Here is a 14,958-nt window from a genome sequence, read left to right as displayed (position 1 = left end):
AGCTTACTTGCCTTTTAAATTTTTCTCGTACCATTGCTGGGCTAGCTTATCGACATTGTCACCGCCAAGACGTTTCCATTCCTTGCGCAGCTGTTCAATCCCCCAATTGGCATTATATTGATTACCGCCTGTGATGACCTTGGTTTCGATTTCCTCAGCCAGTGGTGTGAACGCTGTCGCCGTCTCACTGAGCTCAGGGAACGTAGGATTAAACGGGATATCCCTTCTAAACTTATTTTTCATGGCAACCTTCAATGATTCACCCTGAATCTTGGCGTATTCCTGTGATATGGCATCCTGTGCGGCCATCACGGCAAAGTCCTCCGGCTTCGGACTGTATTGGTCCAATACCGCGTATTCAGGTGCGTACAGCAGCTCTTTTTTGTTTTTCTCGGCATCAATTGCTTGCGGCACACCATTAACCAGCTTGTAGTGAACACCCTCTTGACCGAATCTGACATCGAACCAATTTTTATCAATCATCCAATCCAACAGCTTAACGGCTGCTTCCGGGTCCTTCATATTTTTGTTAAATACGATCAGCTTGTTCGCAGGCGGCTCCTGAAACAGTCCGAATTTACCGTATTTCGTGGACACGGGCTCCAGAGGAACCAGCTTGGCATCCGGCACATTTTGCTTGAGCTCACGATATTCGGCGGCAATATTCCAGCTGGAGAAGTAGACACCGGCTTTCCCTGTCACTAACAGCTGTCTTTCCTTCTGGTAGTTCTTATCGGTAATATATTCCTTATCGACCAAGCCTTCATCAAACATCGTTTTCAGCAGTGACAATACATCTGTATACCGGTCGGTAAAGTTTCCTTTAACCATCTTGTCATTTTCCAGGTACCACAGTCCGCTGTGCGCAGCAAACATCGCCTGAATAATACCGGTGTAATTAAAATTAAAGGCAGCGCCAAGCGTATCATTTTTCCCGTTGCCGTCGGGGTCCTTATCCTTAAACGCCCGCATCACCGTCATCAGCTCATCCATCGTTGTCGGGGTTTTCAAGCCCAGCTTGTCAAGCCAATCCTGACGAATCCACATCGCATGGTTCGCTATCGCATCGACACCGCGCGCACTGGTAGCAATGTAGGTTTTACCGTCAAACATCGTATAAGGCTTCAGTTCCGGGTGCGCGTTCAAATAATTTTTGTAGGAGGTACTGTATTTTTCAATATAATCGTCGATCGGCTGAATCGCTCCCTGATCCTTCAGCGTTGACATATAGTCACGGCCAAATTCCCACATCAGGTCCGGCGCTTCGCCTGCGGCGATTAACGTATTCATCTTTTGCGTGGATTGCGTTCGTACGACAGGCACCCATTTGACATTGATACCCGATTTTTCATTAATGTACTTGGTGACACGGTTGCTTTCATAGGTTCCTTCATCGCTGGCCACCTGTCCACGATCCAGAATCGTAATGCTGACCTCCTGCTTTTTCTTTTTATCAGTCCCGTTCGCTGCCGTATCCGTCTTCTTGTTGTCTCCTCCATCTGTACTGCATGCAGCAATCGGCACGATTGCCAAAGCGCCTGCCAGCATAAGAGCCATGTGTTTCTTGTGTAACATCATGATTTCGCCTCCGATTGTTGGTTGTTTGAGCCTTGCATATGACTACCCTAATGCGATCTGGATCAGCCTTTAATCGATCCGATCAATACCCCTTTGACAAAATACTTTTGTAAAAACGGATAAATACACAAAATCGGAGTGACGGATATAACGATGGCTGCCGCACGTATGCCCTCAGGTGTAACGAGATTTTGCATCGTTGCTCCCTCGCCACCGCTTGTAGCGTTCGCATTGAGCAGATTCTGGCTGGTTGTATCAATCATTTGCAGCAGCTTGACCATCAGGGACAGCTTGCCCGAGCTCGTAATAAACATCAGTACGTTCATATACGAATTCCACCAGCTCACCGCATAAAATAATGTAAGTGCTGCAATGATAGGCATCGATAGCGGAAGAATGATTTTCCAAATAATGAACAGATCATTAGCACCATCGATCGCTGCCGACTCTTCCAATTCCGCAGGCAAATTTTCAAAAAACGTTTTCATTACGAAAAAATTGTACGTACTCAACAGTCCTGGAAGCCATAATGCCCAATACGTATTCATGATCCCCAATGTTTTGATCAAAATATAGTTCGGAATCAGCCCGCCACCAAACAGCATCGTGAAGGTAATCAGCATCAGAATCAAATTACGCCCCTTCAACCGTTTCCTGCTGAGCGGATAAGCGGCAATAATCGTTGCAATAATATTAAATAGTGTTCCGAGCACTGTAATGACTACCGTATTTTGCATCGCCTTGAACAGTTGGCCATCATCAATCAAATTAGAAAAAGAGGAAAAATTGATTTCCTTAGGCCATAAAAACACTTCACCGGACATCACAGCGCGCGAACCGCTCATCGAGGTAGCCAGCACGTGGATGAATGGAAACAAAGTCATCATAGCCAGCAGGCCCATTAGCGTATACAACGTGCCGTAGAGGATTCTTAACTTAATTGACTGTCTGCCTATCACCTTATTCCCCCCTTTACCACAGCCCGTTTTCACCCATGGCTTTAATAAATTTGTTCACGCTTACAATCAGGATCAACCCGATAATCGATTGAAACAGTCCAAGAGCCGTCGTATAGCTGTACTGCATGCCTTCAAGTCCTGCATGGTACACATACGTACTGATAACATTGGATACCTCATATACGGCTTTATTTTGCAAAATATAAATGTGCTCGAAGCCGACATCCATCATTTGTCCCACGCGCAAAATCAGCAGAATAGCAATCGTACTACGGATTCCAGGCAATGTTACGTGCCAAATTCGTCTCAGCTTGTTTGCTCCATCAATTTTGGCCGCTTCATACAGCTGAGGATCGATACCTGCCATAGCTGCCAAATACAGAATCGTTCCCCATCCGGCATTTTGCCAAATTCCTGACAAAATGAACATGATCGGCCACCAAAAATTGCTCGCCATAAAGTAAATCGGCTCAATCCCGAGCAGCTTGACCAGCACGATATTGACAACACCTGTTGATGGGGACAACAGCGCAATTACGATGCCTCCCAGCACAACCCACGAAATAAAATGCGGAATGTACAGCAGGTTCTGGATGGTCCGCTTATACCATTCAACACGGACCTCATTCAAGATAATGGCCAGCACGATGGGCACCGGAAAAGCAAACACAATGCTGTACACATTCAGCAGCAGCGTATTCTTTAATACATTAAAGAAATCCGGACTCGTAAACAACCGCTCAAAATGCTTGAGCCCTACCCACTGGCTGCCCCAGATTCCATCGGCAAACCGATAGTTTTTGAAGGCAATGATCTCTCCGAACATTGGCGCATACTTAAAAGTAAAATAATAAGCCAATATCGGAAGCAGCAGCAGATACAAATATTTATCCCGCTTGAGATATTTCCATGCCAGCTTCATTCGAGTCGGCTGCGCCGATTGATGTAGACCCGCTTCTGCGGGCGCCCCGCCGATTTGTGTTTTCAAAGCTGCACCTCCTTTCTGTTCTCCAAGATTACACCCTCATCGTAACGGTTGATGATCCATTTGAAAATGTTCACTTTTTATCCTCTGCACGTTTTTTATGGTTTTCCCTGAATTCTCCCGGTGTTTGCCCGGTATATTTCTTGAAAATCCGGATATAGCTGTGGGTGCTGTTGTATCCGACACTCTCTGCTATCGTATTGACTTTCCGCTTCGGATCCATCAGCAGCTCCTTTGATTTTTCCATCCGGATTTGAATTAAACTGTCCATAAAATTCGTTTCGGTCGTTTCCTTGAACAGCTTGCTTAAATAAGGAACACTTAGCCCAAATTGGGAAGCCAGCAAATTAAGCGACAAATCGCTGTCCATATAATGCTGCTCCAAATATGCCTGCACCTGCTTGATCGTATCGTTGGTGCCTCTGCTTGAGCGCTTCTCCTCGGTGTGGACAATCAACTGCTGCAGGAACGCAGCGATATAGCTCTTGATATCGTCAACGCTTACGCAGGACTCAATCCGGTTATAAATATTTTCCTTCGGATCGAGAAATTCCTTGACCTCCATCCCTTTATCCGAGATCACCTTGATCGATTTCATAATCAATTGGATGCACATCTGCCTGATCATTTCTGGCGGTACGTTGCTGGCGATAATTTCGTCAAATATTTTCTCAACCTGCAATCCCACCTTCACCTTATCCGTCTCCTGAATAAAGTTAACGATGGCATCGCTCATACCGGAAATCCGATAATATTTGTCATTGAGATTGTTTCCTGCAATATCGTCGATCGATATAACCGTGTTATCCCCCATAATGAGCTTATATTTTAGCGCACTTAGCGCTTCCTGATAGGAAGCATGGATACCATCCAGATGCAGATGAGGACGGCCGATGCCAATCGTAACGGTCTGCTTAAAATGGCCTGCCACATAATCCTTCACCAGATCGGCTACCTGCAGCGCCTGAATCTGGTTGCCCTGAGCATCCTCCTCTTCGAAGCTCATAATGACAGCAACCCTGCCGTCCGTTAATTCCACCGATACGCCCTTGCACACGCCGTCTACCAATTCCTCAGCCACATTGCTGATGGCATAGGTGAACAAATACACATCACGCGACGAGGCAATATCCTGGATGCGGTCCAGCTCAATTGCCATCACGACAAAATGGACAGGACTCAGCTCAATACCAAGTGTGTCAAAATACGGCTTCATCCGGTTGTAATTCGTCTTGTCTCCCATCAGCAAGCTCATAATCAAGCGCCATTTCAGGGCTGGCAGGCTCTCATGCATCTGTTTTTGCAAGGATTCATTGTCAGAAATAACCTGCTTGAAAAATTTCTCCATATACGTCAAATCACCGGCTTGACCCAGCTTCTTCTCCGTAAACGCGCGGAAAAAGCGCTCCAAGGGACGGAACGTATAATTGCTTACAGCAAATACAATCACAATCGCCAGTACAAACATGCCTACCGCGACAGCCAACAGCAAATTGCGAATGATTTCCAGCGGACGGTTCATCTCCGGATTCGGAATGATACTTACATATTTCCAGCCATTGTAGGCAGACGTCAAATAAAAGGTCGTATAGCTTCCATTGTCCGTATTATGAGTCACGTAGCCGCTGCCCGATAATTCACTCAGTGAAGGAGCCGACTTGATGCTGCTCACATGCTGGAACAATTGCTCCTTGTTTTGTGAGGAAATAATAATTCCCTGCTCATTCATAACCAAGGTTTGCCCGACCCGCTGCTTATCCACATCCTGTATCAGATTGGAGATCGTGCTCTCCTCGATATTGACGATAATCGCCCCTTTACGAAATTGCGGCATACCGATCAACGGGAATGAACGAACCAAGGTAATCACATTTTTTTCAAGCAGCAGTCCGGTATTAATCTCCGCGATTTTTCTCGTATCCAGCCATTGCTGGTACCCTTTCATCGACATAAAAGCATCCTTCCACTTCATGTCATAGAAATCCGCTTCATCCGAGAACATAGTTCCGGTCAGCAGGCTTTTGCTTTCCATCGAATACAAGTAGAACGAGGAAATATTGCTGTTGGCAAACATCAGCGTCTTGAACCGGTCATTCAACACCCGAAAATGATTAAAGCGCAGCTCATCATTCAAGTAACGACCATTTAGAAAAAAAACAACCTCCGGCTCCTGAATAAAATTAATCGTGTTCGTATCAATTTCCCTCAGCATCATTTCAATTTTTTGTTGGGTCAGGTTCAGCAGTGCAATATTCGTGTTGCGCAGCTGCTCCTCCAGACTGCCCTTGGAGCTCAAATAGGACAGCCAGACGGTCGATGAAATGATCAATAAAAAAAACAGTCCGTAAATAACCTTGAATCTTGCAGAAATACTTCCCTGTAACAAGCGCATGCGGTCGGCTCTCCTTAGAATAAAGTGGGATTGAAATCGAATAGACAACATGTAGTCACACCTGCGAAATGCCTCTAGACAAATTTTACCTTGTACTAATAATAGCATTGACATTTCATACAAACCATAGTTGGATTTTCACGAGTCCTTCAACATTTCAACTCTCACGACAATTCCCGCGACACTCCATGGCTTTGCTTCATTCTATTCGCTTTATATATGGTGTAGTAGGCTGCAGCCGAAAAAGCAGTTAAACCGATATCAACAGCTATAAGCAAATCATAATTGTTAAACAAATCGTAGTTAACGCCCCCCAAATATCCGGAGAAAACACCACCCAGATGATGGACAAGGATCAGCACACCCGTCTGAAGCCCTATCGATTTATGGGAATTCTTCATTGCTTCCGTTGCTACAAGAATACCTCCGGGAATAGCTCCCAAATAACTTGCGCCAAACAGCAGAGCAAACAGGATCGGTGACAATTCCAAATGCATCATTAAAAATCCAAAAGCAATAATTCGAGTGAAATATAAAATCGATAAGGCTAACAATCTGTTAATACGATCAATCAGGAATGAGAAAAATAATCCTCCCGCGATTTCCAGCAAGCCCAGCAAGCTCAGTGAAGACGCAAATATGGTCTCGTGTACATGGGCAACCTGCTGAATGGCGATAAAATGCCTCTCAACCGTTCCCATATTAAAGCCGCACGTAAACAAAGCAATCATGACGATGACCAAGGTAGGATTTTTGCAATACTGAATGAAATTAGGAATCCATCTTTTGGCATTTCCCAACAGCTTAAGCTCTTTGGGAGCTTGCTTAACCTGAATCTGCTCGGCCACGGCCCCCTGCTCAACACGATTCGTACGGACAAAAAAGAGGATAAACATGATCGATCCCCAACCGATAACAAATAAGATCCAGTACAATTTCGTCCAGCTTAACCATTCCTCATAGTAAACAAAAATCGGAGTCAATACGGCAAGTCCCAGAGAGCTTGCACTGCTTGCAATCATTAAGGCCTTGGCGCGATGATTTTTAAACCAGTCCGCTACCAGAACATAGATCGAAGATGCATTCATGCCTCCCAATCCTGACAGAATGCCGAAGCCGATAAAATAACCTGCCGGGGTATTGGCGTATAACACGGTTAGTATGGAGATATTGCCTATAAGTCCTGTGAGCAGCATGATTTTTTTGTATCCGTATTTATCTACCAACCAACCGCCGATAGGTGCGCATAATGCCGAAATCAACAGGTTTACAGACCACGTTAAGCCAAGAAAAGCTCTTCCTACGCCTAAATATTCAGAAATATCATTCTGGTAATAGGACTGGACAAACCGACCGATAGATCCAAAAAAACTGAACAACCACAGTAAAGCAATCAGCATCCACGCATAATTTTTTTCCTTCAACATGTTGGACTCCCCCTAATTGGCTTAAATTCTTAACAGGTAATTCGAGTTAGGGACATAAATAGTCCCATATAGACATTTTACGTCCCACTATAACAAAAAAATATTGAAGTCCAGCTGCCTATACGCGTTTCTCTAATATGAACAATACCTTATCTGGGGAATAGTTACAATACAAAAATGAGTTAGCGGCAGCCTATTTTTTACCACTTGAGACATTTTATCTTAAGTTCACTTAAACTGCCATATTTGGCTTTGGGGCGCAGAAAAAGCTGATCCCGTAACAACTCGGATCAGCTTTCTCTGGATGCTCGAACATGGTTATAAATGGAAAGGTGTCCTATTGGCTAATATTACCGGCCATTTTGAGACGTTTGGCGATTGCCTTAAATTCCTCAGCGGTAATTCCAGGTGCGAATTCCTCTTCGACCGCAGGGGCTTCAGGAATCGGTACGCCTTTGGGAACGCCTTGGATAACTTCAAGCGGCAGGCCATCTTCAGGATGGGTGCCCTTCCAAATCTGGTCAATAGCATTAAAATCTTTATCGCTCCACGTGTATAGCTTCGTGTGCACGCCTTTTTCCTCATATTTTCTGGCTTCATTAAAGGCCTTATTGCTTAACGAAGGAATCGGAACTAATTTAGTCACATTCACGCCAGTTGCGATTTCCAACGCCTTGGCATAGGCAACAACATGGACGCCACCCCGTACAAGCAGGAACCCTATTACTTCTCTGGCAGCCGGGTGGTCCGCCATTTCATATACCTTCATTTTATGTGTTCTTGCTCCACACTCGAGGAAGAAATTGTGCAGCAGATCCTCCACCAGATTGCCGCTGTTGAACACATTGGCCCCTGTCCATGGATTACCCATGGAGTCGAAAGGCATAGCACCTTGGGCTCCGGCCAGAAAGTGATACGATAAGCGTGCATCTTTTACGGAACCAAGTGGTGTCCCATCAGGCTCTTTATATTCAGTGGAGCCACGTAGGCATTTATTGATGGCATGGGATACCAGTTCGACGTGTCCCAGCTCTTCAGCTGTTATGCTCATCACTAAGTCATAGAATGGCTTAAGCTTTTCTTTGGAACGGAAATTAAAAGATTGGTACAAATAATTGTTCAACGTTGACATTTCCCCGAACTTCCCGCCTAATAATTCTTGTATAGCTGCCGCTGCATTAGGATCGGGCTTTTCGACCTCAGGAATTTCGATTGCTATTTCATCCATTCGTTTGAACATATATTCTTCCTCCTTTGGAATGTCTCACACTAATAGGTTAAACATAACTAGCATGTATTAAACATAACTAGTAGTTTTCAACATAATTAGCAAGTGAGTGTAAGGATATGGAAGAAAAATCTGAAGCAACGATGGCCAGGTATACTATTGCGTTTAACGTCAATCTATGTAACTATTATTATCCAGCTGACGATATAGAAGCCCATCTTTCCAGCTCATTCGTGCAAATGAGTACTGACGGATAGCGGAGCATATCCCGCATATCCTCCTCACGGTCCACCGGATAAGGGATAAAGATTATATTTTCCTGTTCACAACGTTGAATCAGCTCCGGAGTTACATAGTTCAAACTAATCGACAAGTATCGGGCATTCAGCTCTTTTAGGAATGGAAATAAAGCCGGGCTGGCACTATGATTGATCAACCCAATTTCAGCTTTAGGCTCCAACTGTCTTAGCTTTACCATAGAATAATGATCGAAGGATGAAAAAAACACCTGATCCAGCATCCCCATCTCTTGTACCATAGTCAATACCTTTTCTTCTAATCCAGGATACAGATTTCCCATCTGCTTGAGTTCAATGTCAATGATTAGTTGATCCCTCAGTAAAGTCAAGGCCTCTTCCAGAGTAGAAATTTGCTCGGTTCCCCCTATCCGCAGTTCCTTGAGCTCGGCCAAGGTCAAATCCTTTACCCGCCCTTGCCCGTTCGTCATGCGGTCCACTGATGTATCGTGGATAATAACGGGGACACCATCCTTGCTAAGCTGAACATCCAGTTCCAGATATGAATAAGAGAGCTTCACTGCCTCCTTAAATGAAATCAGCGTATTTTCAGGATAACGATTAGGGCAGCCTCTGTGCGCGATACCTTTTACTTTCATCATGCATCCCTCCGTACATTCGTTGAATTGAATACAAATCGAGCCATTGCTTCCACTACGCCTTCACCATAGCTTTTGCTGCACACATAGGAAGCTTTCTTTTTAAGCTCGGGGTGACTGTTGGCTACGGCTACGCCAATTCCGGAGTTTTCAAGCATATCGAGATCATTCATTTGGTTGCCGATGCTCATGACCTGCTGCGACTCTAAATTCATCGAGGTCATCAGTTTTTTCAGAGCCGTGCCCTTGCTTTGAAAGGGCGGTAGAATTTCAAACAAGTCATCCTCAGACTGTGTAATAGCGTACTGTTTGCGAAAGCTGCTCTGTTGCGTTTGCCAGATTTCCCTTATCTGCTTCACATCTCCAGCCAAAACGACCTTCTGGACAGGGATGGTAAGCCAATCGTCAGCAAGTGCATGTATGAAAGAACTGCGAATTCCCTCTTTTTGTTCAAATAACTCCAATTGCGGCGAACGCCGGATCGCATGAAGTCCATCCTCTCGAAACAGCATGACGGTCACCCCGAGCCGGTCACATTCCAATAAAAAAGATGAAGTCTCTTCCAGAGTTATCATCTCCATCTCTAATACCCGATCCTGATTCGCCAGCACGCCTCCATTGCACAAAATAAAAGGAATATCAATATTCAGCTGTTTGATTATACTTTCGGTACTTGGACCGAAACGGCCCGTAGCGATTGTAAACAGCCCCCCGGCTAATCGAAATCGATCGATGGCGTCTTTCACCGTGTCGGTTACTCTGTTGTCCTCAGACAGCAGCGTTCCATCCAAATCACTGACTATCATGCGAATTCCACTCATAGATTAACTATCCTTCCTTTTAAGCCTGAACCTATATTTGTCATAGCCAGTTTCATTGCCAGCCATACCTCTGTTCTTTCACCCTACTTCTCTTGACGAATGGATCGTACGGATAAAATGAACTGCATTCGGTTGACCGTTGGTTAATAAAGAGTGGGTGACCGCTCCTAATCCTGACTCTGTAGTTATCCCATTTAATAGCAATCCCGGTGTAATTCCGGTAGCGGCAAATATACATTCCTCAGTGGCCACCATATCTCTTAGTGTCAGCACTCGATTCGGATCGCTAAGTCCCATGCCGACACAACGCTCATACTCAAAAGTTGTAGCCGGGAGCAGCCTCGCTTGCATTTCACCGCCAAGGCATTGAATAGCAACCGCGGAAATAACGCCTTCCGGGGCTCCCCCGATTCCGTAGAACAAATCAATCCCGCTGCTTTCGATTGCCGCAGCAATCGAGCAGGTTACATCACCATCGTCAAACAGCCGAACTCTCGCTCCTGTAGCGCGAACCGCTTCTATCGCCTGCTCATGCCGATCGCGGTATTGGATCATTACGGTCATATTCTCCATACGTTTTCCTAAGGCGCGGGCCGTATGGATGACATTATCCACAAGCGGAGCTTCCAAATCGATGAACCCGGCAGCCGCTCGGCCAACAGCCAGTTTTTCCATATACATATCGGGTGCATGAAGCAAAGTACCTCTTGGAGCCAAGGCGATAACAGCCGTAGAGTTATCCATGCCGCCAGCCACCAGGTTGGTTCCTTCAAGAGGATCCACAGCTATATCCAGCTGCGGCCCCGAGCCAGTGCCCAGCTTTTCCCCGATATACAGCATCGGCGCCTCATCCAGCTCCCCCTCGCCAATGACAACCGTACCGGCCATCGGAATGAGCTGAAGCACCCTGCGCATCGCAGTTGTAGCCGCATCATCCGCCTCCATCTTTCGGCCGCGCCCAACCCAAGGACTGGCTGCGAGAGCCGCCTCTTGGGTTACATGCAGTATGTCTAGCATCAATTGGTTCATAGCCATCCCAGCTTTCATTTACGAATGGTCAGTGCCTCGGTAAACGCCGAGAGAATGATATGAGCAGAAGCCGCTCCCGGGTCGATATGACCGGAAGAACGCTCTCCCAACCGGCTGGATCGTCCTATTCGGGAAATTAATAAAGCGGTTGAGCGTTTGCCTTCCTCAGCAGCCTTCACAGCCGCTTCCAAGCTCTCCAATAGTCCTTGACCTTCAGCTCTGGCTTGCTGGAGAGCGTCCATCGCAGGAAGCCAGGCGTCCATCATGGTTTTATCACCGATCTGGGCTTTGCCACGTTCTTGAATCCCCTTCACCGCAGCCAACCAAAACTGAACGATGTCCTCCTCCTCCAGCTCCTCTTTTCCTTGAAGCACCGCTGCTCCACGCAGAAAGGCCGTGGCATACAGCGGTCCTACCGACGATCCTACCGCATTCAGGAAGGTCATTCCGATTTTTTTGCACAAGGCCCCGCAATCTTTCCCTTCGAATGCAGCTATTGCTTCAACGATAGCTTCCCAGCCTAGCGACATCGTAACCCCATGATCACCATCGCCCACTGCCCTGTCCAGCTCGGACAACCCTTCTTTCTCCTCCTCGATTCGCAAGGCAATATGACCGAAGAGACTTTTCCATTGCTCCATGTTCACTTTCATTAACTTTCCCTCCTCAATGCTTTGCTTTAGCAAGACATCGTTTGCATTAGCTGAGCCCTTACTGCTGCACATACATCGGTGTATCTGTCGGATGATCGATCAGCCGGATCAACTCATCGTCCAGCTTCATAACCGACACGGAGCAGCCTCCCATTTCCAGCGAGGTCACATATTCCCCCACAAAGGCACGGTGAATGCTCACACCCAGGTCTTCCAGTCGCTTCGCCACGCGGCGATACACAACGAATAACTCCATATGCGGCGTCGATCCGAGCCCGTTGACCATAACCACTACCCGTTCCCCTGCAGTGATCGGCATATCCTCGAGGATTCGCTCCAGCAGTGCATCCGTCACTTCGTCCGCTGTCTTGAGTGTTCCCCGCTCAATGCCCGGCTCTCCGTGAATGCCCAAGCCAATCTCCATCTCATCCTCGCCCAGCACAAAGCTTGGCTTACCCGTCTGAGGCACGGCACATGGGCTCAGGGCCACGCCCATCGTCCGGAGATTAGCATTGGCTTTACGGGCAGCGCGGACTACCTCATCCAGCGTATAGCCCTGATCGGCTGCCGCTCCCGCCGTTTTAAAAACAAGAAAACCTCCGGCAATCCCGCGACGGCGATCTGCTTGCGATAGCGGAGCTGAAGCTGCATCATCGGTTACCAGCACCGTCTGAACCTGAATATCCTCCATCTCCGCTAGCTCGGCTGCCATATCGAAGTTCATGCAATCTCCTGCATAATTACCGTACATATATACAACCCCCGCACCCCCGTTAACCGCTCGGGTCACTTCGAGGATCGGGTCCGGCGGCGGTGAAGCGAACACGTTACCTACCGGTACGCCGTCAGCAAATCCGCGTCCTATCAAACCCATGAAGGCTGGCTCATGACCGCTGCCGCCGCCTATCACTACACCCACCTTACCTGCTCTTGCCGTTTCCACACTTACTACGGACCGTTTATTCTCAGGCAGCACCTTCACATATTTCGGATACGCCGCCACATACCCTTCAATCATTTCATCGACTACCGCATTGGGCACATTAATCAGTTTTTTCAAGACCTAACCGCTCCTTCCTTCTATCTCTATGCTTTATTCATGTGTAGAACATGAACTGATTTCTTTTGCATATACACCCGTACCTGCGAGCCTTTGCTCGCCTTCCATAATCTTCTGAACCTTGCGCTCCGAGTTGCCCCCGTCAAATTCCGATTCCAGCCATGCACGGACAATATGCTTAGCCAATTCCGAACCGATCACTCTCGCTCCCATCGTCAGCACCTGGGCATTATTACTCTTCATAGCACGTTCTGCCGAATAAGTGTCATGGCAAAGTGCTGCACGGATTCCCGGAACCTTATCCGCCGTAATCGTCATTCCTATTCCAGTTCCACAGATCAGGATGGCACGGTCATAATGGCCCCGAACAACTTCTTCTGCAACAGCAAAGCCAACATCAGGATAATCGATGGACTGCGTACTGTCTGCCGGACCAAAATCAACATGCTCAACACCTCGTTCTGCGAGATAGCTTTTAATAATTTCCTTCAAGGTGAAACCCGCCTCATCGGCTCCAATGGCTATTCTCATGTGTAAAGCTCCTTTATTATAGAAATACGTGTATGAGAGGTTGTTCAAAAAGTCCCCACTTGATCACGAGGTAACACAGGAAGCGTATTCGACATCGAATCTTGCAAACTTCTCGGTGCTGAAGAGCGCACTTTTTGAACTCGTACTATAAGACAAGTTAAGGAATAAGAACGACCTTCAATGAATTAATACCTTGTTTCACCAAATCAAAGCCTTCCAAATATTGCTCCAGCGGAAGCATATGAGTGACTACGCCCTCCGTCGGGAAATCTCCATTAGCAATGCCCTCTATAACAAGCGGGTAACAATAAGGTCCAAGATGGGAGCCAAGCACATCCAATTCCTTCCTATCGCTTATAATGCTCCAATCTACCGTGACGGGATCCTTGAATACACTGAATTCAACGAACCTGCCCAGTTTACGGATCATGGAAAGTCCCTGCTCAACAGATTTGGGATGTCCGGTAGCCTCGATATAAATATCGCAGCCGTAGCCTTCCGTCAGCTTTTTAATCTCAGCAACCACATCAACCTCTTTCGGGTTCAATACCAGGTCCGCACCAAATTCTCTGGCTAATTGCAATCTGTCCTCGAACAAATCCAGCACGATTAGCTTTCCGGCTCCGGATCTTTTCGCGGCGCCTACCATTCCTAAACCTAATGTTCCTGCTCCCGAAATGACGACTACATCACCAAGCTCGATTCGTGCACGCTGGACGGCATGGAGAGAGCAAGCATAAGGCTCAATCAGAATAGCTTTCTCAATCGGGAGATCATGCGGGACTTTGAAATTGATTGCTTCCTTCGTGAACTTCATATATTCCGCCATGGCACCGTTTACATTGTTCTGAAAACCGTACAGGTCGTGCTTTTCGCACATCCAATACTGTCCACGCTTGCAGAACCGGCAATTCCAGCAAGGCACAATCTGTTCGGATATGACCCGATCACCAATCGAATACCCTTCGACGCCTTCGCCGATTTGGACCACAAAGCCGATAAATTCATGTCCGGGAATCATCGGGGCTTTAATGTAAGGAGCTTGTTTGTCATCCCCCCAGAAGCTTGGCGCTCCTTGGAACGCTTTTATATCGCCTGCACAAATACCACAAGCTTCAACTTTAATGACCATCTCGCCAAAACCCGCTGTCGGTACATCAACTGTTTCCAGCCGATAATCGCCCGGGGCATAGGCTACAATGGCTTTCATTTTTTCAGGAATCATACTGATACTCACTAAATAACCTCCTGGTATTATATATTAGATAAATATGATAAAATTGTATTTTACATATTTATTTTCGCATTCAAACCAAACTTTGTCAACGTTTAATTTGGTTTATATTGTTGTTTGTTGTCATTTGTTTTCATTTTAAATAAATTCATCAATTCAATTTTGT

The 14,958-nt window shown here is 46.5% G+C and carries 13 protein-coding genes; all 13 read right to left on the bottom strand.

Annotated features, from left to right (window positions below; translation table 11 throughout):
- Positions 1–3: 3 nt before the first annotated feature.
- The 13 genes from NST47_RS09000 to NST47_RS08940 all read right to left on the bottom strand — a co-directional run bounded on the left by NST47_RS09000 (position 4) and on the right by NST47_RS08940 (position 14,783).
- Positions 4–1,578 carry an extracellular solute-binding protein gene (locus tag NST47_RS09000; protein WP_341154829.1) on the bottom strand — a complete coding sequence of 525 codons (1,575 nt, stop codon included), beginning with the start codon at positions 1,576–1,578 and terminating at the stop codon, positions 4–6.
- Positions 1,579–1,640: 62 nt separating this feature from the next.
- Positions 1,641–2,537, bottom strand: a complete 897-nt coding sequence (locus NST47_RS08995; RefSeq protein WP_341154828.1) for a carbohydrate ABC transporter permease — start codon at positions 2,535–2,537, stop codon at positions 1,641–1,643.
- A gap of 13 nt (positions 2,538–2,550) precedes the next feature.
- A complete protein-coding gene (locus NST47_RS08990; RefSeq protein WP_341154827.1) occupies positions 2,551–3,525 on the bottom strand; it encodes an ABC transporter permease in 975 nt (324 codons plus the stop codon).
- A 70-nt stretch (positions 3,526–3,595) separates the two neighbouring features.
- On the bottom strand, positions 3,596–5,914 hold the full coding sequence (locus tag NST47_RS08985; RefSeq protein WP_341154826.1) for a helix-turn-helix domain-containing protein: 2,319 nt from the start codon (positions 5,912–5,914) through the stop codon (positions 3,596–3,598).
- Positions 5,915–6,078: 164 nt separating this feature from the next.
- Complete coding sequence (locus NST47_RS08980; RefSeq protein ID WP_341154825.1) at positions 6,079–7,341, bottom strand: MFS transporter; 1,263 nt, start codon at positions 7,339–7,341, stop codon at positions 6,079–6,081.
- Positions 7,342–7,678: 337 nt separating this feature from the next.
- Complete coding sequence (locus tag NST47_RS08975; RefSeq protein WP_341154824.1) at positions 7,679–8,581, bottom strand: manganese catalase family protein; 903 nt, start codon at positions 8,579–8,581, stop codon at positions 7,679–7,681.
- Between the two features lie 178 nt (positions 8,582–8,759).
- Entirely contained in the window at positions 8,760–9,467 is a 708-nt protein-coding gene (locus tag NST47_RS08970; RefSeq protein ID WP_341154823.1) for a glycerophosphodiester phosphodiesterase, read from the bottom strand.
- Positions 9,464–10,285, bottom strand: coding sequence for an HAD family hydrolase (locus NST47_RS08965; RefSeq protein WP_341154822.1), 822 nt, complete (start codon positions 10,283–10,285; stop codon positions 9,464–9,466). Before NST47_RS08965 ends, NST47_RS08970 begins: the two co-directional genes overlap by 4 nt.
- Positions 10,286–10,363: 78 nt before the next feature.
- Complete coding sequence (glpX, locus tag NST47_RS08960) at positions 10,364–11,314, bottom strand: class II fructose-bisphosphatase (RefSeq protein WP_341154821.1); 951 nt, start codon at positions 11,312–11,314, stop codon at positions 10,364–10,366.
- Between the two features lie 14 nt (positions 11,315–11,328).
- Positions 11,329–11,967 (bottom strand): dihydroxyacetone kinase subunit DhaL, encoded by a 639-nt coding sequence (gene dhaL, locus NST47_RS08955; RefSeq protein ID WP_341154820.1) that lies wholly within the window; start codon positions 11,965–11,967, stop codon positions 11,329–11,331.
- 58 nt (positions 11,968–12,025) lie between these two features.
- Positions 12,026–13,027 carry a dihydroxyacetone kinase subunit DhaK gene (locus NST47_RS08950; RefSeq protein ID WP_341154819.1) on the bottom strand — a complete coding sequence of 334 codons (1,002 nt, stop codon included), beginning with the start codon at positions 13,025–13,027 and terminating at the stop codon, positions 12,026–12,028.
- A gap of 33 nt (positions 13,028–13,060) precedes the next feature.
- Positions 13,061–13,558 carry a ribose 5-phosphate isomerase B gene (gene rpiB, locus NST47_RS08945; RefSeq protein ID WP_341154818.1) on the bottom strand — a complete coding sequence of 166 codons (498 nt, stop codon included), beginning with the start codon at positions 13,556–13,558 and terminating at the stop codon, positions 13,061–13,063.
- 157 nt (positions 13,559–13,715) lie between these two features.
- Positions 13,716–14,783 (bottom strand): MDR/zinc-dependent alcohol dehydrogenase-like family protein, encoded by a 1,068-nt coding sequence (locus NST47_RS08940; protein ID WP_341159634.1) that lies wholly within the window; start codon positions 14,781–14,783, stop codon positions 13,716–13,718.
- Between the last annotated feature and the right edge of the window lie 175 nt (positions 14,784–14,958).

The organism is Paenibacillus sp. FSL H8-0034 (assembly GCF_038000305.1).
Classification (GTDB): domain Bacteria; phylum Bacillota; class Bacilli; order Paenibacillales; family NBRC-103111; genus Paenibacillus_S.
This window is presented reverse-complemented; position numbering and strand designations above follow the sequence as displayed.